Below are 23,354 nucleotides of genomic sequence, written 5' to 3'. Positions count from 1 at the left end.
CTAATTAATGCTACTGGAAAACGTTACTTTCACCAGTTTCCTTGGTGGTACCTTATTGCTGAGTGCATTCGCGCTCATTTCCTGCTTCCTCCTCAAAAGGCAACATATCACGTTCTCACTGGCGCTGGCCGCCTTTGTGTCAACGGCCTGGTGCGGCATCCTCGCCTGGGATTCCTACGCCCCCCAGCTTACTGTCCAACAACTTATCCTGTGTGAAACGCTTCGTTTTGGATCTTGGATATTCGGGCTGCTCCAGCAACTAAAATTCAGCAATAAGAACAGAACCGTCCAACAGGGGCCTTTTCTGCTCCTTCATCTGCTATGGATTATTGCCGGAGTCGTATTTGTTATCGTCTTGCCCGCCTTTGTCGACAACAAAACTCAGGCCTATCACCTATATGTCTGGTCGAGCCTATTACTCACCATTCTCTGCATCGTTTCGGTGGAGCAACTATTCCGCAACTCACCGCACAACAGAATTAACAAAGTCTACAGCCTGGGGCTCGCCGGTATCTTGCTGTACGACTTATACCTGTTTTCCTACGCCCTGCTATTCGGCCAGCTCGATCCTGAAATATGGCGCGCCCGCGGTGCCGTTAATGGTGCATCCGCCATCTTCTTGAGTTTCGCCCTCATGGCGGTAAGCTCTCAGAATTACCCCCAACAAAACCGTGTGGCCATCTCCCGCCCCATGGCGTTTTACACCACCGGCCTTACCACTGCGGGCTTCTTTCTTGCGCTCATGGCTGCAGGTGGGTATTACATCAAACTCTACGGCGGAAACTGGGGAACCGTAATACAGGTGACCCTCATCTTCAGCGCCCTCATCAGCATCGCCGTTGTTTTCCTATCGGAGTCAGCGCGGGCCAGCATGAGTGTTTACATCGATAAGCATTTCTTCGTCCACAAATACGATTACCGCTCACAGTGGCTTAGCCTCATTCATCACCTCACCTCTTCACCTGGTAGCAACGCTGATCCCCACCAAATCGCTATAAAGGCTGTGATGGACATCGTTAAATCCACTGGCGGCATGCTGTGGATGGATAATCAGTTTGGGCGCTTCCTGCCCATAGCGACCCACAACATGAATCTGCCCAAGCTGGAGGTAGAGGAGCTATCTGACAGCGAATTCTGCCGAATATTGAAAGATCAGGAATGGGTATTCTCACCCTCTTCCCCCAGCGAACATGAACTGAGCAACTTTAATGAACACCTGCCACAATGGACCAAAGATATAGAAGATCTTTGGCTGATCATCCCCATGCTGGTGGACAGCGAACTTATTGGATTTATGTTGCTGAGCAAGCCACCGGCAGAGTTCACCCTGACCTGGGAAGATCTCGATCTCTTCAAAACCGTAGGCAGAGAAGTCGCCAGCTATATTTCCCGTAACGAAGCGGCAGAACTACTGGCACAATCAAAACAATTCGACGCCTTCAATAAATTATCCGCATTTGTAATGCACGACCTGAAAAATCTAATCGCTCAACAAGCGTTGGTGGTTGAAAATGCAGCGAAACACAAAGAGAACCCTGCATTTATTGATGACATGATTCGAACAATTGACAATTCCGTTCAAAGAATGAGCAACCTGCTTAAAAAACTTCAACAAACACAACCTACATCAGGCAGAGAACTGGCGCTCAAAAATGTTGTCATCAATTCGGTCAAAAAATGTCAGGACAGAATGCCTCCACCAACATTGAGAATACTTGAGGATTCGCTTAAAGTTGTGGCGGATGAAGATAACCTCGAAATGATCGTCACCCACATCATCAAAAATGCGCAGGAAGCCACACCCGCCGATGGCTACGTAGACGTAACGCTGCGTTCCGAGCGTAATCAAGCCGTTATTGAAGTAGAGGATAATGGTTGCGGGATGGACATCGACTTTATGAAGAACCGATTGTTCAGACCTTTTGATACAACAAAATCAGGCAAAGGTATGGGTATCGGCGTATATCAAACCCGAGAATTTATTCGAAATCTCGGTGGTGACGTTCTGGCTAAGAGTGAAGTCAACGTAGGGTCGACCTTCACCATTTATATACCGCTTCGAACCAATAGCCCAAAAACACAAGAGCAAGCAGACCAAGTATGACGGACACTAAGCCGGTACTCCTAATAGTAGAAGACGACCCGGGCTTACAAAGCCAATTGCGGTGGCATTTTGACAAATACGACGTTGTCGTTGCCCCCGATCGAAACAGCGCTATAGCGGCCATTCGCATGCATGAACCGGCCGTTGTCCTGCAGGATCTGGGTTTACCCCCGGATGAAGAGGGTGTAGAAGAAGGCTTTGCCACGATCCAGGAAACCATGAGGATCGCCCCCAACACCAAGATCATCGTGGTAACCGGTTATCATGATTACTCCAATGCGCTCAGAGCAGTCGCTATGGGGGCTTACGACTTTTACCAAAAGCCGGTCAATACAGACACCCTCGACCTGATCGTTCAACGCGCCTATCAAATGTGGAGCCTGGAGAACGAAAACCGTCGGCTCCATGAAAACAAACAAAACCCCCTGCCCGGCGTGATCGCCAGCGATGACCGAATGTCATCGGTGTGTCGTATCATCGAAAAAATTGCCCCAACAGACGTAACCAGCTTAATACTGGGCGAGTCCGGCACAGGTAAAGAAGTCATCGCTCGCGCCATTCATGGGTTAAGTAAAAGAAGCGACCGACGTTTCGTAGCCATCAACTGCGCCGCAGTGCCGGAAAACCTGATGGAGAGCGAACTGTTCGGTTACGAAAAAGGTGCCTTCACCGGCGCCTCAAAGCGTACCTTGGGTAAAGTGGAAGTCGCCAGTGGTGGTACTTTATTCCTGGATGAAATAGGCGACATGCCATTGGCTCTCCAGGCCAAATTGCTGCGATTTCTGCAAGAACGCGTGGTAGAACGGCTCGGCGGCCGGGAAGAAATACCGGTGGATGTTCGCGTCGTGTGCGCAACCAATAAGAACCTAGAGCAAATGGCGGCCGAAGGGACTTTTCGTGAAGATCTCTACTACCGTATAAGTGAGATGGTGATTGATCTGCCTCCACTGCGAGAACGTGGCGGCGATAAAGCGCTGATAGCCAGACACTTACTGCAGAAATTCTGCGAACAGCTCAACAAAAACATCAAAGGATTTACACCCGAGGCCATGTCCGCCATTGAAGGATATGAGTGGCCCGGCAACATCCGCGAGATGGAAAACAAACTCAAGCGCGCCGTTATAATGTGCGATCAGAGAAACGTCGGCATTACAGACCTGGGGCTACCGCAGCACGATGATTTATCGTTAAACCTACGCTCCGTACGCCAGGAAGCAGAAAAAGCAGCCATTATACGAGCCATCAATATGTCCGACGGAAACATCTCCGCTGCGGCGAAGTTGCTCGGTGTAACCCGCCCGACGCTATACGACTTAATTAAAAAGTACAGCATCCATATCCAAGAAAATTAATATTTTGGGGACATGAAATGAAATTTCACGGCAGGAAAACAGCATTAGCATGCTTATTAGCATTATCGGTCTTTGCATGCTCGGACGATGGATCAAGCGACTCAGCAGGTAAATCTGCAGAACATCTGTCTCGGGCCGACAGCTACTTCCAGCAGGGACAATACAAAGCGGCCACCATCGAAATCAAAAACGCTCTACAGGCTAACGAGAACAACCTCGATGCACACATACTGCTAGCAAACGTATATTATCAGCAGGGCAACCACAAATTGTCGGTGGAGGTTCTGAACTCGCTTCCGTCTAGAGGAGTTGAGTCAGACTTATTGCTTGCCAACAACTACCTGGAAATGGGCAAAGCAAATTCAGTGCTGACTGTACTAAACGACTCCCCTCACGCAGCTGCACTGCGTAACTCAACAGATGCCAACCTGATCAAAGTCAAGGCTCTGATTACCTCCAACAACATAGAAAAAGCCAAATCGGAAATCGCCGCGTTGGAGCCAAAGCTAACTGCGCCATCCGATTTCGCACAACTTGAGCTGGCCAAATCGTCGATCTATGCCAAGGCAGGTGAAGATCAAATGCAGCTTGATGCGTTGAATAAAGCCATCAAACTGGATGAAAACAACGTAGACGCTCGACTAATGCTGGCCCGTTACTATTATCAACGTGACAAACTCGAAGCTGCAGAAGATCAGCTCTCACAAGCGCTATTTTCATTACCCAACACCGATGGCATGACTCTTAAGAGATTGCACATCCTGAAATCCTTGGTGGCAACTCTATCTAAACTCGGTCGCTCATCCGAGGCCATGGTTTACTCGCAACTCATTGCGGACGCCAACCCAAAAACACAAGAGCTGGAAGCCGAGTTCCAAAAGGTACTTGATGCTCTTAAAAACAACGACATAGATGGTGCAAACGAAATATTAGAGAAACTGTACTCCAGCAACCCGAACCAGATCATGGGATCGCTGTTGGGGATAATCAGATACCAACAAGGTGATTTCCAAGCAGCAGCAGATCTGTTCGATCAATCCATCGACCCAGAAACGGCTTCTAGCGCAACGCTGGAGGTGTTTGCCGCCACAGAGCTACGCCTCAATCGCCCAGACGAAGCACTGCGTGCCATTGAACTCAACATCCGTGACAATTCAGACAATCCTAAACTGCTCTCACTGTACGGAATCGCATTGCTTTTTAGTGGTGAAAAAACCAAAGCCACCGAAGTAATGAAAGCTGCATTGGAGCTGGATCCTACCATGGTGCGCACCAGTATAGCGCTGGCAGATGCGTACAACGGCTCGCAGCAACCCAAACTTGCGTTAGCGCAATTGGAAAAGGCGTATAAACACTCACCTGCCGATACCATGCTTCAAGCGCGCCTTATTCAGCAATATGACGTACTTGAGTTAACCTCTGAACGATCCAAGCTTGTGGAAAAGCTGGCCAACAGCGACTCAATTGAAAGCCAATCTATGGCAGGCCTCGCGCTTCTCAAAACGGATCCCAAAAAAGCCCAGACCGTTATTGATAATGCGTACCAAGCTGACCCAAACAGCAATTACACCATCAACGCCAAACTAATGGCTGCCATACAAAGCAGAAATTCTGATTCAATATTGGAGTTCTCAGAGAAGCTACTGAAGCTCGATGAGAACAACATTCTTGCGCTCAGGGCAGCAGCGTCGGCTAAAGAGCAAATAAGTGGATCTGATTCTGCGCTCCAATATCTGTCGGATCTATCAAAGAAGTCCATAAATTGCTGGGCAGCAGACTTTTTAATCAGTCAGCATTACATGAACACCTACGACTATAAAAGTGCAATCCCTCCAGGTGAAGCAGCTTTAACAAGATCATCGTTCAACACTGCGACCAGTAATTATATGGTCAAGCTATATCACGCTGCGGCCACAACCGAACTCAAAGCGGGTAACAGTGATCAAAGCAAACAGTACGTTATGGACGCATTGCAGATCGCTCCAAATGACCCAGTGTCTCTCCACATTCTAGTGAATGCAGAGCTGATAGCTGACAACTTAAATCAGGCAAAAAAGATATCGAAACAGGTCGAAGAGCAGGCTAGCAATCCTTATATCAGCTTGCTGATCAAAGGTGACATTGAAAATCATGAGGGTAAAACTGAGGAGGCAATCTTACATTACCTTGATGCATGGAACATGCGCCCCAACGACAGCCTGGCAAAAACCATTTGGTCGAACCTCAGCGATCAAACCAGTATCACTCGCCCTCAGTTCCTAATCGCATGGGAGCAGAAGCTACCCCAAAGCTTCGAAGCCGCCACCCTAAAAGGGATCTATTATCAACAGAAAGGGCAACCTGCCAAAGCAGTAACCAGTTATAAAAAATCATTGGAGCTGAATCCAAACCAACCCGTCACACTCAACAACCTGGCTTGGATATATTTCGAAAAAGGCGACATGGCTAACGCCACGAAGCATTCGGAGCAAGCATACAAACTCGCTCCCGAAAACCCCGCAGTAATCGATACCTACGCTTGGGTAATGTATAAAGACGGTAAGATCAAAGAAGCAAAAGCACTAATCGAAAAAGCATTAAAGCTGGCGCCAGACAACAAAGAGATAGAAGCACACTTCCAAGAGATCAGCTCAAAATAAGCCTTACTTTGGTGGCACTATAAGAATACTCTTATGGTGCCGCCATTACCCATCAGAATAAGCACATCAAAATGTATACGCTGCATCCACTCGGATAGAATAGGCTTCATAATCCTGAAAATCAGTTTCGCCGTTTCTTACTTCAGCGGATAGCACCCCGGACACATCAAAATGGGGGGAAAACTGTTTAGACAAGCCCAACTCATATATATTCAGGTAATCAACCGATTCAGATGGCGTAGAGAAAGCGTACTCCGTACGTACAAAGCTATAGGTAACAGAGGCACGGATATCAGCTGGGGTCATTCGGCTGAACGTAAGATCCAAACCCTCTCTGTCGGTATCAAGGTTTGAATCATAAATGTCATCGGAATCCCTATAGAGCAGCAAACCGATGTCACTGCTGGCCGTCAGCGTGTAGCTATAACCGAACTCGGTACGCTTCCTCACAGTAAGCGCAAGCACATCCGTGTTGACATCAGTTGGCAGGTTACCTCCACCAACAAAATCCTGATCGCTCAAGCCGACCGAAGTATCACTTAGGTCACGATAGGAGTTCAATGAATAGCGATGTCGACCTTCTTCGATGGAAAAATCCACAGAGTAGGATAATCCATCTAACGTGTCGCCACGATTGGGATTAATCGTTCTTTTACCTAGATCAACCGCAACCAACCCATTACGCAAACGTCGTGAGGCATTAACCTGACAGCGAACCGTCTCATAATAGACATCGCTGTCGACGAAATCAGCCTCTTCACCCGAGCACGTGAGTCCACCATTCACTAATGGACTGAATACGTGATTCCAGGCGATTTCTGCAGACTTTCGATTATTATTGTTGGTATCGGCTTCACGGAAACGGGTGGCAGAAACGGTAGCGCTGGCGGACACTGAATTGGTACGGCTTGATATCAAGGTATAATCGAGGCCAGTGGAAAGAAAATGCCTCTGATCCCGGTTATCCGGACTATCGGGAGAGATACTGTCTCTTAGAGTAACGGATGAATTTACATCGGTGTTCCAAAACAGACGCCGGGGCAGAAGTTGCATACTAAGCGCACCGTTTCCCTGCATGTAGTTCACGTTATCATAACTATCACGCATGTAATTCTCATGAGAAACCCGATATCCAAGCTCGAACTGGGACGCTTCCCCCACACTGTTCATGTTCAGGTCTAGATAGACTTCTGTAGAAAGATCATGACGTCGATCGAAGCTGCTGTAATAGACGTTGTCTATCCATTCTTCAATCACACCAACGCTCACTTCGCTCTGGATGGCCGCTAGCGCTGGAAAGCCCCATATCAAGCTGACGTTAACAGCCAGAAACCCCACCGTTTTGTTTACCGGGATAGCCATAAACCTTTTCGCCACTTATTAGTTATTAAATATAATACCCGCGAGCTTTTCCTCGCCAATAGCGTCAACAGCAGCGATCACTTGTGCTTCGGTGACCTTGCCATAAGGCACCACTAAAACAGCAAAGTCACTGAGTTCCGCCAAGATACGTGCCTCGGCCCAAAGCCCGATGGGAGGAACATCCAAGATCAGAAAACGATCCGGATAGCGCTCTTTCAGATCATTCAGAAACCGAATCATGCGCTCAGATGAAAAGTATTCAGCGCCCACCTCTACATGAGTGCCCGCAGGTATAACGCGCAACCTGGGAATGCCGGTCGCGTAAATAATGTCGTTAATGTCCAGGTTTTCTTCTGCAAGATAATCGGTGAGGCCATAGTCAGGTTCGACATCCAGCAAATTATTCAGGCTGGAGTCGTATAAATTACAATCGATGATAAGAGCAGTTTTCGTCTTATCCAGCGCCAAAACTGCACCCAAGTTGGTGGCAATAAAGCTGGACCCGGCTTTGGCTGTGAGAGACGTGACCATGGCAACAAAATTGTTGCCGCCACTTTGCCTCAACAACTGAGTTCTGATCTCACGAAACGTGTTCAATACTTCCTTATTAGCCATCCCAGAATGAAGGATCTTTCTTTCAGACATTTCATCAGGAGCCATCCGCCCCAACTCGGCCATATTGGCAATTCTTGAAGAACCGCCAGCACCCCGCGCAATATCAACAACCTGGGAACGAGCCGAACCTTTTGCTTTGGGGTCCTTATCCATTAAAACACTCCCGCTCTATGAGCAAACGCTATAGACAGATAAACCACCATCACAATGATTATAAAAACCCCAAGCAAGATAACGTCACTTCTGATGATCCGCTTGGCAAATGGCGTCGAGACATGAGGAACCACACCCAAAAGCGGCACCTGCGCTATATGCTCCAATGGCTCGGCAAAACGTATCCTGGGATCGAGATAGACATAGACAACCATTAACCCCAGAGGAAACAGCACACCAAGCAGCGGGCCCGCCAGAACAAAGTGCAAGAACCTCAAACCGTCCGGTCGGATTGGAAAACTCGCGGGCTCCTGAACCCTGAAAGTCACGCCCTGCCCTTCTATATCGAGTGTCATCGACAGCCGCGCTCTTTCCTTGCGCCCAAGCATGTCCTCATAGATAGAACGGGTTACATCATAATCCCTGGTCAGCTCGGCAAGCTCAGCCTGGCGTGCAGCGATTCGCTCCAGCCGGTTTCTTTCCTCATCGCGCTGCGCTCTGGTACGCTCCAAGCGACGCTTACTTGCGTTCAAATCTACTTTTTCAGTTGCGATCAGTCGCCGTAGTTCCTCATACAGAGGATTCATATTGGGCTCTCCACTGGAGCCAGGGCCTGCGGATGACAATGGAGGTGTCTCGGAATCCTGGATTGCCTTGCGTAGATCGTCAATTTGCTGCTTTAGAGCGACCACATCAGGATAATCATCCGTATAAGTCAGCTTTAACACATCCAGCCTGCTCTGCGCTTCAACGAGCCTGCCTCTGAATTCGTCGGCACGATGGCGATTCTCAACAAACTGAGATTCACTGACCAATTCGTGCTCAAGGGAGTTTATCCGGGTCATGGATTCTTCAATTTGCAGCTCAATTGCCTCAATTTCGCTCTCAATTTCAAAAATACGAGCCCTGGCCGCAGCTTCTGTACCGTCGTAATTGCTAGAGTTAAATTGCTTCAAGTTCTTCTCAGCCTCAAGCAGCTGATCTTTGTAGTTCTTGGCTTGCTTATCTATAAACAGGTAGGCTTCCCGGCTCTCCCGTCGCTTCGAGTCAGATGAATCTTTAATAAACAGGTCTGTAACAGTGGATACCGTACTGTAAACTTCAGAGGCGTCAGATCCGCTGTATCCGATCCGAATCAAGCCAGGCCCCAAGCCATTGACCGTGAGCCTGGCACCTATTGAGCGAATCGCATTTTCCATCTCAATTGGATTATTCGGGTCCGCAACCAGGCCAAGTTTTTCGATAACCTGTTTGAGCAATCTAGGGGATGTAACAACTTCTCTAACCGTGCGCACGTGATCAGACACGCTGGTTGTCGAGGCCTGGCCTTGCAGGAGGGGACGAATAATATTCTGACTATCTGCGTATATTTTTGTTTCTGCGCTAAATCTTTTCGGAAACTGTGTTCCAACGAGCAATACCAGCAATGAAATCAAAGCGAATGCGCAAGTCACTAATGTTTTCTTATCAATCGCTTCTCGTATAACAACTTTTATAAACTTTATAATATACGAAGCATCAATACTGGTATTACTCATATGAACAATCCGTTATCAAAACAGTTTTTCCGGAACAGTCACGATATCCCCAGGCTGCAACTTGAAGTTCGTCGCGATATCCCCCTTCTCGAGAATATCCTGTAATTTTATCGTATATACTTTTATTCCATTGGCAGTATTGCGGTACAGTTTTGTGTCATTTGCCTTGGCAAACTCGGTGAGCCCACCTGTTACCAAAACCAGATCCATTACGGTCATACCTTTGCTAAAAGGAACCGAGCTGGGAGAGGTGACAGCGCCAGTGACACGAACCCGATATAAAAACTCTGAACTGATCGCACTGGTTACTACCACAGTAACCTGCGGGTTTTTAATGTAATTTGCTAGTTCATTCCTGATCTTATCAGCCAGCACTTCAGGCTCATTGCCTGCAGCCTTGATATCGCCTATCAACGGAACCGAAATCATGCCATCAGGACGAACCGGCACAGCAACGGTCAGCTCTGGATTTCGCCAAACTGATATACTAAGAGCATCGCCCTCACCTATCTTATACACTTCACCAGTAACGTTTACGGCGTCTTCTGGCTGAGTAACACTTCCACTACCCCCTGTTGACGCGCAACCAACAGTAAACAATGCCATAGCCACTAAAATAAAATATCTCATATGATCCCCTCCGTTAATGTTTTACCTGACGCCTTTGCCCAGTAGAACCACCTCAACTGTTTGAATCACAATTAAGATATCCAACAACAGGCTATGGTTTTTTGTGTAATACAGATCGTATCGTAGCTTTTGTGCAGCATCCGATACCGACGCACCGTATGGGTATTTGAGCTGAGCCCAGCCCATCAAGCCTGGCTTTACCCGATGGCGCTCATCGTAAAAAGGCACTTCAGATACCAAGTCCTTCACAAACTCTGGCCGTTCTGGCCGAGGGCCTACGAAGCTCATGTCACCCTTCAATACATTATAGATCTGCGGCAGCTCATCCAAACGAGTATTACGGATAAAAGCACCAACCCGAGTAATGCGATCATCATTCTGTCTGGCCCACACCGCTCCGTTCTTCTCGGCATCCTTTCGCATGCTTCTAAACTTGTACAAATCGAATAGTTTTCCGTTCAAGCCAACACGGGTTTGCTTGTAAAGAAACGGGGCTCCATCGTCGATGAATACCGCAATCGCGGTCAGCAGCATAAATGGCCACGCCACCGCGATCAAAATAAGGCTGATCAGTATGTCGAAAATTCTTTTGGACACATCTCTCACACCGGAATACTTGAACCCATCTGAAAACAGCATCCAGCTAGGATCAAGGCTACCGAGTTCGATACGCCCAATCTCCCGCTCGCAAAACTCCAGCGAATGCATAACCTCCACACCGGAAAGCTTGCAGTCCATGAGCTGCCCCAAGGGCAAATTTCCACCTCGCTCACGGCGACGCTCGTCTAAAGCAACCACGATTTCGTCAACTTTGGTGCTTTGACAAAACTCTACTAAGGATTCTGGGCTTTTCATTAGCAAATCTTTCGGTATGTCGGGGTGAGCTGCTTCTGGCTCTCCAACAAAACCGATAACATTCAGATTATTCTGCCGGTTGGTATCGATGATGGTCGACATCAATTGCTGGGCTTTTTCACCATTACCCCATACCACCACTTTCCGCCGCAGCTGTTTTGAATCCACCAAAAGAAAAAACACGGATCTCACCAACAGACACAACACAAGGGCGATAATTACTGAGAGGGAAAGCAACCCACGGCCAAGCTGCAGGCTAGGAATCAGGTAATAGAGAATGGTCAGGCTGCCACAACCCAGCAGAAAAAAGGCAACCAGAGAACGGACAGCAACACCAGAGAACCCTTCACTGATTTTTGCTTCGTACACTCCCAAAGACAGCGTACAACAAAGCATAACCACCGCGAAAAGTGCTGCTTTAATAGCGGCTGGATCTCGATAATCCAATACGGATATGGATTCGCCGGGAAACCGCAACGTATATGCAAGATATACAGAAAGCACCAGCAGCCAATATTCTACAAACGTGAGGACAACGTACTGAAATGGTACGTAATGGTTAAATATGCGTATATGGAACACGCCAAACCCTTTTATAAACAAACGGTTACGAATGGACAGCAGTATAGAGGAAAATTCAGCCCTCTAACAGTCCAAAGAGGTCATATGAAACAGCCTGTAAGATAGTACCACACAGTGCTGAGGCGGCTGTGCAAAATTACCTAATCCGCTGTAACTATTCTTGCTTTTTGCGCAGCTCAAATAATGCTCAACTACTGTATCCGCCGCTTAAGAGGCATCATATGCATTGAAACCAATATATCTTCTGCCTTATTCATAACGGAGACATTGTTGAACGGCCCCACGTTAACGCGATACCAAGCACTCGAGCCGTATTCAGAAGAGCTTGCAGAGTAAGTTGCTGCCAGCCCAAGCCTATTTAGCTTGGCGACCAGCGCCGCAGCCTCGGCCGGATCCCGAACTGATGCTGCCTGCAATATATAACGGTATGAAGCACGTTTACGATCCTCAGCAGTCATGTAAATTCCGCGCTGAACCGGAACCTCCCATTGACTGGCCTGCAGCGAGTCGTAGAAACCAAATTCGCCCTCTGTATCAAGACGGCTGCTCACGGCAGACTCCAATGCCTTTCTCTTTTCAATATCCGCTGAATCACGCCCGGTAGTATCGGCACTGAACGTGTGGGGTCCTTCCAGCAACACCTCTTCGGTGGATGCAGCTTGCAAGTACTCTTCTTTGGCACCTTGATCAGGCACAAACGCCTGCACATCAGCAGACTGATTGAAAACCATTCTCCAGAGGGATATGACGGACAGCACCAGCAATAATAGAATCAGCCACGCCCTACCGCTCTTTTTTTGGACAACGCTCTCCCGTGGAGGAACGATGTTAGCGTTCAACCTAGGGGTTCGTGGTGCGGTAGCGAAATCGTGAATCATGACAGCCCTGAAAACCAAACTCTTTATTAGCAGCATCTGAGCAAGCGCTTTATCTCAGATAACTATAGTAGAAAAAAGCGATACAACTTAAATTATTCCTACAAAATTATACTCTTACAACATCAATTTGATAACCCTGTTAGAAAACAGACGTAATTCGATCTTTTTCTGCGCCAAAATACCATCACCAACCAAAAATACGCGTGTAAATTTACGTTTTTGTCCTCAATCTGTTGATAATTCGGAAATTTTGAATCACGCACGTTGAATGTACCCCGAAACCCATGAATAATTGCCCGCTGGTAACTTCGTGACCCCCGATGGAGCACAAATATGATGAAATCCGTTTTCCGCTTAATGGCTGCAGCTGCCCTGGCTGCCTCTACGACTGCGTACTCACATACACTGGATCTGAATCTTAGCAACGCTGCGGTGGCACTCGATTACAGCACCCAGATTGATAAGTCTGAACTGAATATCGGCGCAGGCCTTTTACACCATCAAGATAATGGCGACGTGTATTATGGCAGTTTCTTTGTGGCTGATAATGTAAACAAACAAAGTGGAATTCTGGCCGGGCTGGGCGGTCGCATCTATTACATAGATGATGATCGTACCGACGAATCGGGTACCGCTTTGGGCATAGGTGGATTTGTAAACTGGGATATCCCCACCGTCACTAACCTCAGCCTGCGCAGCGACCTTTACTATGCACCGGATGTATTGGCGTTCGATGAAATAGAAGGCTACACAGACTTTAATGCCCGAGTCCAATACCGCCTTATTGAACAGGCATGGGTATACCTTGGCTATCGCTACGCTGAAGCGAAAACAGAAGGCCCTGGCAAGGCCAAAATTGATGAAGGTGGCCACCTCGGAATCATGATCTGGTTCTGAGGCGATTAATCCAGGCTGGCAAAATTCTGCCAGCCTAACCCTCTGATCGGTAGAATTTAACCTCGTTATTCGCTTTGGCTTCCTGAAAATCAGGAAAGGACGTGGTCGTCAGTGTTTGGAAATGTCTGAATCTGTGATCGGGCATGTGTTTCAGCCTGGAGTCTGCGATCACGACTGATTCGCAAGCATTCAACATCAAATCTAAAAAAGCCAGGTTCTTTTTCTCATAAAGCACATCCGCTGCCAGTATCAAGTCAATCGGTTCCGAAATACTCGATAGGTCATCTATCACATGCAACTCAACCCCGTTGCGTTTGGCGTTCAGCGTGGTTAATTCGCGGCAGCGTTCATCAATATCACAAGCGTAAACCTGGCTGGCTCCGGCTAATTTCGCCGCAATGGCAACCACTCCCGATCCAGCACCAAAATCTGCGACGACCTTACCCTTAACATCAATGCCGCCTGACAATATCAACTGAGCCATCGCCCTGCCGCTTGCCCAACAGAAAATCCAATAAGGCGGGTCATCACTCAGCCTCTCGATTTGGTCAAAGGAAAGCTGGCTGTCATCAAATCCAGCCTCGATTAACAACAGCTCAAGCCCTCCACACTCGGGCAGTTTGCTGTATTCCAAGCGCGCCTCAGGGAGATACCATCCTAAGTATGTTTGGAATTGATCTTCCATCTTATAAAACTCCTCCCGCAAAACCTTTACAAAACATTACCAATCCAAGCGCCACGCGATGGACGATACGGCAGCTCCAGCTTAAACTCAAAGGGTAAATGCATTGATACCGCGTAGGGAAAGCTATGCCTAATACAACCAAATTATCCTGCTCATTGATGGTACCGATTCTGACGATGGCCTACGCGAATGCAGCGCCTCAGGGTGGAAGCGTTATTTCTGGATCGGCCACCATTGGAATAGATGGCGCCGACCCTTCTCGAACAATAATCAACCAAACCAGCCAAAATACTGCCATTGATTGGAACAGTTTCAACATTGCGAACGGGGAAACCGTATCCTTCGTTCAACCCAACGTGGACGCCATAGCGCTGAATCGCGACTTTTCCGGATCACCCAGCCAGATCTTTGGCAACCTGGATGCCAACGGCAATGTATTCATTCTCAACACTGCTGGGGTTCTGGTCGGATCAGGCGCCAGTATAGACGTAGGCGGTCTGCTGGTATCGGATCTTATGGTATCCGATAGCGACGCACGCAACTTCGCGACTACTGCCGGTGCCCAGAACTGGAGCCTACCCTTTTCAGATGAGGACCTGGACGCTGGTGGCATTGAGATTCTAGGCACTATTAATAGCCATGACCGTAACGGCATTAATGTGATGGGGCAGTATATTTATATCGAAGGAACCGTGCGTAGTGGCAGTGCAGGTGTAGATCCTGGAGGCCCCATACATTTTTTAGCCGCTGGCACCGCCGTATTGGTAACTGACCCGAGTGGCTTATACGGAGTTGAAGCAAGCTACCCGGTGACCAGACTGCTGCCTGGCCACGACCTCCTATTTGAAATTCCTGATACTGCCTCAGATGCCAGCGTCATAGCGCTGAATAACGACGTTATAATGGAAGTTGTGTACGAGGCTGGCCTGCCAATCGATCCAGGCCACCCTGAACTACAGAGACCTGGTATTTCATATGACTCTAGCTCGGTCTCAACAATAGCATCCCTCGGACAAACTGCCGGACGCCCTATTTCAATATCTACCGCCGTCAACCTTCCCTCCCCACCAGTAGCGGAAACCATCGACAATGTGGAGAACACCATATCAGATGCATTGACTGAAGAACCGGAAGAAACAGAGAGCACTCTGCTGGCTGACAATGAATCATCCACTGCGGGCTCATTGGATAACATCATGCAGAGCTGTCAGCCAAAGGATCGTAGCGATAAGGACTGTATCAAGCAAAACGCCATCAAACGCTACCTGGGTAAACTACTGATCGGAGGCAGCCTGCCGGACTGATTAGTTACCTCCACCGAAAACTTTGTAATTACTTCTGCCTGCATCCTTGGCCTGATAAAGGGCGATATCCGCACTCTTCATTATCGACGATACATTGTCGTTGCCATCCGAAAGCGCGATACCAATACTGGAGGAGATCGTTAGCTGCTTACCAGCAAGAATCAGGGGCTCCGCAAACTCCTTTAAAATGGATTGAGCAGTCACCTCCAAGTCGTGTTGCGTAACACCAACCTGCAATACCGTAAACTCATCACCACCCAACCTGAAAGCCGTCGCACTAGCAGGCAGGGCGGCTTCTAAACGCTTAGCGGCAGATTTGAGCAAAAGATCGCCGATGTCATGACCAAGTTCATCATTCACTACTTTGAACTTATCCAGATCCAAAAAGATCAGCCCCATCTGTTCACCAGAGCGCCGAGCATTCTCTAATGCAAACACCAACCGCTCACTGAACATACGCCTGTTGGCCAGCTTGGTTAAGGGGTCGTAATACGCCAATCGAGTAAGTTCTTCTTTATCGGCCTCAATTTTATTAAGCATTGAATTGAAGGCATTGATCGCATCACCAATCTCATCAAGGTTTGTGGTAGAGGCCCGAATAGAGAAATTATTGTGCTCGGTAATCTTATTCGCCACATCACCAAGATCCACAATTGGCTTGTAAATAGCGCGCTGCAGACTTTGCGTAATCAGAAAAGCCATTATTAGCGACAGCCCCAGAATGCCGACGCTGGCAATCAGTTGCCCTTGAAGCCTTCTATCAAGATCCACCAAACTGGTTCGCACCATAACGCTGCCAATAGCCAGACCGTTCAGCTCGATTGCCTGATACGCTTCAAGGTAACTTTCATAGAAATATTCCCCCGGCTCTCGGGGCTGATCGGGGCACGCAATCGCATGATCTGACTCACGCACAACGCTGGCAAACACCTGCCGATTGAGATCGTACATGCAGGAGAATTCAACTGACTCTCGCACCAACAAAGATGTGAGGTTGTCCTTGGCTCTAGCCTGATCACGAAAACTTAGGGCCGCAGCACTGCGTGACGCGATAACTCGCGCCAAGATGGACATTTCCTCAGCAAGAATTTCTTTTTGCTTCACTCTATCCAGGGTGATAACCCCCGCACCAGTGAACAACAGTCCGATAGTGCTGGTTAACAGAACCACTACGATGAGCTTAGTTTTAATTTTTAGTTTTCTGAATTCCATCATAGCAATTCAATAGCGCATCTAACGACAGCCATCTAGAGCCCTTTGAACCCCCGCGTGACCGATACAGAAATACACATTTGCGGGGCGACGTACTACTACATTTTTTCTGAAAGAATATATACTTAGTGAGTATAAACAATTAATTCACTTTTTGCGGTATTTTAATTATCAGTCCACCAGTTTTTAAGGATCATGTCCGCTTAACCTCGAATCACTGGGCAAGTTTAACTATTTGCTGCCGATGGATCGTCGTGCTACTCCTGAGCCTTACACACTTATCAACATCAGCATCAGAAACAACTATTCCGGCCGAAAACCTGCAGATAACCTCTGGAAGTGCCCAAAAGCCGAACGCTATCGCCATCCCCAATACGCCGGGAAGGCAGAGAAAGGCTAATTTTGTTAACGGCAAGGCATTAATCAAGCGCATAGAGCTAAAAGGTGACTCACTTTTCCCCCAATACGGTGTCACTCAACAATATATCAGCAGTAAGCTGAACTCTGCATTCAGCGGCATGGACCCCTGGATGACCATTTCTGATATGCACAGCCTGGCTGATACCTTGACCATTGCCTATCACGAGAAAGGCTTGACCTTCAATCAGGTATTCATTGTGCCCAATGAAATCGAGGGCAACACCCTCGTGATGAACATACTTCCAGGCAGGGTTAGTGAGATCAATCTTAAGAACAATAAGTTATATAGTGAAGACCAGATCAAAGCGCCTTTTATGCACCTTCTAGGCAAGGTGGTGTATGAGCCTGACATTCAGGATGCAATGAAGAAAGCGAACATGATACCTGGGCTTAAGGTTTTTGGATTTTTCTCAATGGGAAAACATCCAGGACAAACCAGGCTGAATCTGCATATCCTCAAAGAAACTCGCCATGTGTTCTCAGCCAGAGTGGATAATTATGGCGTAAACAATACAGGGGTTTATCGCATAATTGGCCAATACTCTCAGAATAATGTGTCCGGTCTTGGAGACACCTTATCCGCAACGTTGGTCTCAACCAACGAGACCGGCAATCTTTACGGTGCAATTGGATACAGGGTACCAACAAGCAACCCCAACAACGCCTTTGGCGCAAACGCCTACAGTAATCAGTATGAAATAACCGGTGATTTTAAGGATCTGGGCCTGTCAGGTCATTTGGAGGCGCTGTCAGGGTTTTATCAAAGCACGCTGCTCAGGGAAGACAACGCAATCGCATCATTCTATGTAGATCTTGCGTTCAAAAACTCATCGGTCACAAGTGAAGAGTTTAAAGACATCTTCGCTGAAACAACGACTTATACAACAATGGACTTTAAATTTGATGCTGCCGTCATCCCCTCGAACGGTCGCAACAAGCAATCGATGAGTGCCGGTATGACTTTGGGGTCAGTCATAGATACTGATAATGAAGGCACTGACAACACAATTTTTATCACACATCTTAGTTACGAATACCAGCAACGCTGGCTACCAGGTAATCCCTCCGAATACGTAAGCTCCGCCGGTATAAATATCCACTATACGCCGCAATCACTGCCCTCTTCTGAACGTAATGTTATGACTGGGCCATACGGTGTGCGAGCCTATGAGCCAGCCTTATTTAGCGCAGATACCATGTACAGCATCACCTTAAAGCAATCCATGAGGTACCTTCGACCAATTGGCGGGCTGAGTATTTTGCCTTTTGGATTTGTAGATTACGCTTATGGTGAGCAGAACACTGATGTAGGCAGCACTGGGGCGTTTTTGGGTGCAGGATTTGGGTTAGATATACTGTATAAGTCTTCGGTTAATGGCAGACTAACGATCGGTATGCCATTGGCGGAGAGCCTAACAGAGGAACTCCTGGAACAACCAACAGGCCCAGCAGTCTATAGCCATGTGAATTTTATTTTCTAGAGAGATGGAAGAATAAATGGATAAGGTAATGCGCTTACAAGCATTGATGTTTTTGCTGCTGTCACTGTTAACCACATCCGTGAACTCAGCAACCCGAAGCGACCTTGACCTTGCCAAAGAATATCAGGTTAAAGCGTTGTTTTTGTACAACTTTGCCAATTTTGTTGAATGGCCAGCTGACGCCTTTGCAGATCAATCAAGTCAATTAAAAATGTGCCTTTACGGTGCTGTTCCCTTTGGTGAATTTCTCGATATCGTAAATGGCGTTATGGTCAGAGACCGAACATTGCAGGTAATCCGAACGACCGACTACAGTCAAATTCAAAGTGGCTGCCATATACTGTTTGTTGGAATTGATCATCACGATCAGCTGGATAAGTTCTTCAAGGATCTAAACCATCTGTTTGTGCTGAGCATTGGCAATGTCGAAGACTTTGCGAGAAAAGGCGGCGTCGTTAATATTCTAAGAACCACCGACCAACAGCAATTCGAAATCAACCTCACCAAAGCTATTGAAAACGGACTTTTGATCAGCTCCGACCTTCTGAGCCTTGCCAGAATAATCAACGATCGCTAAATGCGAATGTTACATAATTCTACATAGTCAAATTTCCGCCCACTACCATTACGAGCACAAAACTTGCGAGCTATTTTGCTGATTATTCGACAAATATTGATTTGCCAAAATGCAGTCGTTCCGAAGTATACGCACGATTACACCTCACACCCAGTTGCCGCCTGTTAAAGACTTAACTACATTTACATCATCACTGGCCGATCAATATTCATACATGACTCAATTTGACCCGCAATCCGATAAAACATATGCGTTAAGGCTTGCCGCGCTGGGTGAGAGCCGAGATGTCATAGCGAGTGAAGATATCTTTAATGATCAGGGCGCACTGCTTGTGAAAAAGGGTGCGCGGATTAATAAATCTATGTCTGATCGGGTTGTTAAGTTCAAGCTGCTTAAACCAATCGAGTCATCCGTCAACATTGAAAACAGTTTAGGGCCACAAGAGCTGTACCGCGAACTGCACAAGCAGCTTGAAAAGCTCCCGGAAACCATACAAATACATTCGGCCTTACAACTTGAGAAAGTCTTCAAACAATACAGTCTTGAACTGGCCAAATATCCTATTCTCAGGCAAAAATTAACGGTAATGCGGGAGCAAATGCCCGCACTTTTCAAGCAGACACTGTGTGTTACTTGGCTGAGCCTAGCGATATCACGCCAAATGGGGTTGCCCGATCAACAAGTAGAAAATTGCTTTCTGGCTGCCCTTTCCCATGATATGGGCATGATGCACATTGATCCTGCAATTTTAAATAAGAAGGAGCAGTTAAGCCCTGCTGAATGGAGGCAGATTCAGGCTCACACCGTGATAGGGCAAAAATTGGCTGAAGCCATACCTAACTTAAACAAACTAGTTGCTCGTATCGTTCTGGAACATCATGAACGTTGCGATGGAACCGGATATCCCATTGGAAAGTTTGACGATCAAGTAACGCAAGAAAGCCAAATTATTGCTTTGAGTGATAGCGTATTCACTGTGTTTGGGAAGAAAATCGGAGGCCGACAGCGAGGTCTTCGTGATCTACTGCCATTTATTCAAGTGAACAGCGAAAGTCACTTTTATAATACCTATACAGCGTTGGTTAAAGTACTAAAGAAAGCCAAGCTGGAAGAAACCTGCCACATAGATACCCTCAATGTAGAGTCTGAGATATCAACTCTTGAGATCAAAAACAGCGATCTTACTTACCTGCTATCATGCTTGGAACTTATCGTTAACGAAATCAGTCATGATACCCAGCACAAACTCTTACAAAGCTCCCGCGCCATACTGATTCAGATTTTAAAGACTGTACGCGGGTCAGGCATACTGGATGAAGGTTATCTCAGATGGTTGCAGCAAGTTAAAGAGGAAAAACTCGAATTTGCATACCGCGAGATTGCCGATGTCAGACTGATGCTGGATGAAATTGAGTGGCATCTGAAACGCATAATCAAGATGCTCGATAATTTTCTGGATCAGGGCCCTGACACTGAAAAAGAGCTGAAGCATGTAATCAAAAGCAACCTACCGGAAGGTACAAAAGCACCCTCCGCTGAAGATTACGCTATATAGCCTCCCACTAAAGATCAGGCACTTTATCAAACCAAGGCTTGGCAATTTCCAGTTGTGCTGCCAATCTGAACAACAGCGGATCCTGCATTCTTCGGGCAACGAACTGAACCCCAATGGGAAGCCCCTCATGATTCCAATATAGCGGGACAGACATTGCAGGCTGGCCAGTTAGATTTGCTAACTGAGTAAATGGAACCTTCTGAAGCTGGGGCTTACTGAACTGATACAACAGTTCTCGAGAAGCGTATTGCGACACGCCTGCCTTATTAGCTGCATTCATCAGCAATTTCTCTACAGGGCTATTGGTCATCGTCCCCAGATCGAATGGCGGCGTTGCCATTGTGGGTGTAAGCAGTACGTCATGCTGATCATGAAATGAATCCATTAACTTGCTAAGTTCAGCCCAGCGGCGCTTGGACAGAATATATTCACCGGCAGAGAATCTATTCCCTATCAAATATATAAAATAGGTAAGAGGTTCGACATGGCTACGAACAAACGCCTTGCCATAGCGTTTTACAAGATCAGCGACTTCTGCGTTGACGTTTGCAGCATATATATCGCCATAACAAGAAATGAGTTTATCAGCGTCTAATTCAAGTTCGATTTCTTCCACTTCGTGATCAAGATCGCGCAATAGTTTCACTGCAGCCAACACAGCATCTTTACAGCTTTTATCAACACATCCCCCATAGAAAGAGTGCTGATAAAATCCTATCTTCAATGGGCGATCGATAGGTTGCTCTGCGGCCACAAAGAAATCAGAAGGCAATATTCCGGGAACATGAGAATATGCATCAGTACCGGCTGAACCCTTTAAAGCAGCCAATGAATCGCGAACAGAGCGAGTGATGACATGCTCGCTTACGGCACCATCCCAGGATTCAGCTAAAGGGCCCAGCGGGTTGATCCCCCGACTGGGCTTCAGCCCAAACAAGCCGCAACAGGAAGCCGGAATTCGAATCGATCCACCACCATCTCCGGCCGAAGCGATAGGAGTAATCCCAGCAGCAACTGCAGCTGCCGAGCCGCCACTTGAGCCTCCGGTTGTTTTGTTAAGGTTCCATGGATTTCGACTTGGCCCATTAGCCACTGGCTCGGTTGTGGCCAGCAGCCCAAGCTCTGGAGTATTGGTCTTTCCTAAAAAAATCAAACCCATATCAGAATAACGCTGGTACAGGGTGCTTGTATGGTCAGCCACTTCATTTTTATAGGCAAGCGAGCCAGAACCTGTATGACAGCCTTTGAGCGAACCCAGCAGATCCTTAAGCAAAATCGGTACGCCCGCAAAATCGCCATCCAGACAATTTGTAGCCGCCCGACTCAACGCTAGATCGAAATATTTGGCTACCACAGCATTGATTTTCGGGTTGACCTGTTCCAGGCGCGATATCGCGCACTCGATAACATCTGAGCTTTGCAAATTGCCTGCTTTAATCTCCTGCGCCAAAGCAAGCCCATCCAAACGCTGATACTCTTTGAAAGTGATCATGTAGCAGCCGCCCCTCTCCATCGTTGAACCTGAACTTCAGACTTTATTATATCCAAAGCGTCCATCAGTAGAGCTTTGCTTGCGTCATTAAATTCATCAGAAGGCTGCAGAAGCTTATGAATAACGCCATCTAATAGCTCCCTGACTATATGATCGGTTTCCTGCTTACCGAGATCAAGCATTAGACCATCTACAACATCAAACACAACATCACTGACTGTCTGATCGATTACCTCCACCAGCCTTGGCCCTACAACCGGAATCGACTCGAGAGCAGATATCTTTGTGTCTTTCTGAATAGACTCAGCCAGCGAGTCTCGAATATAGCGCTTCAATGTATCCTGATTGGGGACATAAACATCATCACAAATTTCGTTGATCTTGACGGTAAGCCAATTGGCAATCAGCGCCTTGTGAGGTATCAACACCTGAACGAGTATTTTTTCAATAACAGGGCTACCCTGTTTGACCTCATCCTGTACGCCATCAAGAACATTCACGACTACACGGTCTGAAACTTCCTCAACCACCACATTATAATACTTGGCAAAAAAACGGCCAGGAGCCGAATTACGCAAATCAATGACACCAAATTTCTGGAGGCGATACAGAATAGAGAATATCCGTAATAGTCTTAACCATCTGAATGAACCTACGGGAATACACCCGATCACGTCATACCAATGTATGAAGGGATAGAAGAACCAGCGATGATAGGTTTTCTGGTATATAGCAACTGCCCACCGGACAAGAAACTCTGCTATAAATATTGCCACAAAGATAAGATCATACGAGACAAAATCGGGATGAATGTGTTCACCATAGAACTGAGACAATCCAGGCAACAACCAGGTTAGTCCATTCCGCATAACTTCACTGGCATATAGCGAATCAAAAATAATAAAGATCAGGTTTATGGAAATAAGAGACAGCATCAGAACATCAACCGCAAATAATGTCAGTTGATGGCTCTTCTTCAGATTCTGGATGTTTACTTTCATAAGGCAGAGGTCACTCGGTTTC

18 protein-coding genes are annotated in these 23,354 nt (G+C 47.2%); 8 read left to right on the top strand and 10 right to left on the bottom strand.

Going from position 1 to position 23,354, the window contains the following annotated elements:
• The first annotated feature begins 7 nt into the window (after nucleotides 1-7).
• Genes prsK through Kalk_RS00230 form a run of 3 tightly spaced genes read left to right on the top strand, consistent with a single transcriptional unit; the run spans nucleotide 8 to nucleotide 6,095 of the window.
• Nucleotides 8-2,104, top strand: a complete 2,097-nt coding sequence (gene prsK, locus Kalk_RS00240) for an XrtA/PEP-CTERM system histidine kinase PrsK (protein ID WP_101892308.1) — start codon at nucleotides 8-10, stop codon at nucleotides 2,102-2,104.
• Nucleotides 2,101-3,456: a PEP-CTERM-box response regulator transcription factor gene (gene prsR, locus Kalk_RS00235; protein ID WP_101892307.1), complete on the top strand. Its 1,356-nt coding sequence runs from the start codon at nucleotides 2,101-2,103 to the stop codon at nucleotides 3,454-3,456. Before prsK ends, prsR begins: the two co-directional genes overlap by 4 nt.
• A gap of 17 nt (nucleotides 3,457-3,473) precedes the next feature.
• A complete protein-coding gene (locus tag Kalk_RS00230) occupies nucleotides 3,474-6,095 on the top strand; it encodes a tetratricopeptide repeat protein (protein ID WP_101892306.1) in 2,622 nt (873 codons plus the stop codon).
• A 66-nt stretch (nucleotides 6,096-6,161) separates the two neighbouring features.
• Here Kalk_RS00230 and Kalk_RS00225 read toward each other — a convergent pair whose 3' ends face one another.
• The 6 genes from Kalk_RS00225 to Kalk_RS00200 all read right to left on the bottom strand — a co-directional run bounded on the left by Kalk_RS00225 (nucleotide 6,162) and on the right by Kalk_RS00200 (nucleotide 12,561).
• A complete protein-coding gene (locus Kalk_RS00225) occupies nucleotides 6,162-7,457 on the bottom strand; it encodes a porin family protein (protein ID WP_101892305.1) in 1,296 nt (431 codons plus the stop codon).
• A gap of 18 nt (nucleotides 7,458-7,475) precedes the next feature.
• Entirely contained in the window at nucleotides 7,476-8,225 is a 750-nt protein-coding gene (locus Kalk_RS00220; RefSeq protein ID WP_101892304.1) for a P-loop NTPase family protein, read from the bottom strand.
• On the bottom strand, nucleotides 8,225-9,763 hold the full coding sequence (locus tag Kalk_RS00215; RefSeq protein WP_101892303.1) for an XrtA system polysaccharide chain length determinant: 1,539 nt from the start codon (nucleotides 9,761-9,763) through the stop codon (nucleotides 8,225-8,227). The genes Kalk_RS00220 and Kalk_RS00215 overlap by 1 nt, the downstream gene beginning before the upstream one ends.
• 15 nt (nucleotides 9,764-9,778) lie before the next feature.
• The gene (locus Kalk_RS00210) at nucleotides 9,779-10,393 is read right to left on the bottom strand and encodes an XrtA/PEP-CTERM system exopolysaccharide export protein (RefSeq protein ID WP_101892302.1); all 615 of its coding nucleotides are present in this window, start codon (nucleotides 10,391-10,393) and stop codon (nucleotides 9,779-9,781) included.
• A gap of 21 nt (nucleotides 10,394-10,414) precedes the next feature.
• Complete coding sequence (locus Kalk_RS00205; RefSeq protein WP_101892301.1) at nucleotides 10,415-11,830, bottom strand: TIGR03013 family XrtA/PEP-CTERM system glycosyltransferase; 1,416 nt, start codon at nucleotides 11,828-11,830, stop codon at nucleotides 10,415-10,417.
• Between the two features lie 191 nt (nucleotides 11,831-12,021).
• On the bottom strand, nucleotides 12,022-12,561 hold the full coding sequence (locus tag Kalk_RS00200; RefSeq protein WP_158643233.1) for an SPOR domain-containing protein: 540 nt from the start codon (nucleotides 12,559-12,561) through the stop codon (nucleotides 12,022-12,024).
• A 480-nt stretch (nucleotides 12,562-13,041) separates the two neighbouring features.
• On the opposite strand from Kalk_RS00200, the gene Kalk_RS00195 reads away from it, so the two are divergent.
• Nucleotides 13,042-13,605 carry a YfaZ family outer membrane protein gene (locus Kalk_RS00195; protein ID WP_101892299.1) on the top strand — a complete coding sequence of 188 codons (564 nt, stop codon included), beginning with the start codon at nucleotides 13,042-13,044 and terminating at the stop codon, nucleotides 13,603-13,605.
• Nucleotides 13,606-13,639: 34 nt separating this feature from the next.
• Here the strand turns inward: Kalk_RS00195 and Kalk_RS00190 are convergent, their stop codons facing one another.
• Entirely contained in the window at nucleotides 13,640-14,290 is a 651-nt protein-coding gene (locus Kalk_RS00190) for a class I SAM-dependent methyltransferase (RefSeq protein ID WP_101892298.1), read from the bottom strand.
• A gap of 125 nt (nucleotides 14,291-14,415) precedes the next feature.
• Here Kalk_RS00190 and Kalk_RS00185 point away from each other — a divergent pair, with 125 nt between their 5' ends.
• The gene (locus tag Kalk_RS00185; RefSeq protein ID WP_101892297.1) at nucleotides 14,416-15,594 is read left to right on the top strand and encodes a two-partner secretion domain-containing protein; all 1,179 of its coding nucleotides are present in this window, start codon (nucleotides 14,416-14,418) and stop codon (nucleotides 15,592-15,594) included.
• Here the strand turns inward: Kalk_RS00185 and Kalk_RS00180 are convergent, their stop codons facing one another.
• Entirely contained in the window at nucleotides 15,595-16,809 is a 1,215-nt protein-coding gene (locus Kalk_RS00180; RefSeq protein ID WP_101892296.1) for a sensor domain-containing diguanylate cyclase, read from the bottom strand. It abuts the gene before it with no gap.
• 251 nt (nucleotides 16,810-17,060) lie between these two features.
• On the opposite strand from Kalk_RS00180, the gene Kalk_RS00175 reads away from it, so the two are divergent.
• The 3 genes from Kalk_RS00175 (at nucleotide 17,061) to Kalk_RS00165 (ending at nucleotide 20,839) form a co-directional block, all read left to right on the top strand.
• Entirely contained in the window at nucleotides 17,061-18,707 is a 1,647-nt protein-coding gene (locus tag Kalk_RS00175; RefSeq protein ID WP_101892295.1) for a ShlB/FhaC/HecB family hemolysin secretion/activation protein, read from the top strand.
• Nucleotides 18,708-18,723: 16 nt separating this feature from the next.
• The gene (locus tag Kalk_RS00170) at nucleotides 18,724-19,284 is read left to right on the top strand and encodes a YfiR family protein (RefSeq protein WP_199767981.1); all 561 of its coding nucleotides are present in this window, start codon (nucleotides 18,724-18,726) and stop codon (nucleotides 19,282-19,284) included.
• A 109-nt stretch (nucleotides 19,285-19,393) separates the two neighbouring features.
• Nucleotides 19,394-20,839: an HD-GYP domain-containing protein gene (locus tag Kalk_RS00165; RefSeq protein ID WP_101892294.1), complete on the top strand. Its 1,446-nt coding sequence runs from the start codon at nucleotides 19,394-19,396 to the stop codon at nucleotides 20,837-20,839.
• 7 nt (nucleotides 20,840-20,846) lie between these two features.
• On the opposite strand, the gene Kalk_RS00160 is transcribed toward Kalk_RS00165, so the two are convergent.
• Together Kalk_RS00160 and Kalk_RS00155 are read right to left on the bottom strand one after the other, a co-directional pair.
• Complete coding sequence (locus Kalk_RS00160) at nucleotides 20,847-22,331, bottom strand: amidase (RefSeq protein ID WP_158643232.1); 1,485 nt, start codon at nucleotides 22,329-22,331, stop codon at nucleotides 20,847-20,849.
• Nucleotides 22,328-23,332, bottom strand: coding sequence for an ion transporter (locus Kalk_RS00155; RefSeq protein WP_101892292.1), 1,005 nt, complete (start codon nucleotides 23,330-23,332; stop codon nucleotides 22,328-22,330). The genes Kalk_RS00160 and Kalk_RS00155 overlap by 4 nt, the downstream gene beginning before the upstream one ends.
• Between the last annotated feature and the right edge of the window lie 22 nt (nucleotides 23,333-23,354).

The organism is Ketobacter alkanivorans, from assembly GCF_002863865.1.
In the GTDB taxonomy this organism is placed as follows: domain Bacteria; phylum Pseudomonadota; class Gammaproteobacteria; order Pseudomonadales; family Ketobacteraceae; genus Ketobacter; species Ketobacter alkanivorans.
This window is presented reverse-complemented; position numbering and strand designations above follow the sequence as displayed.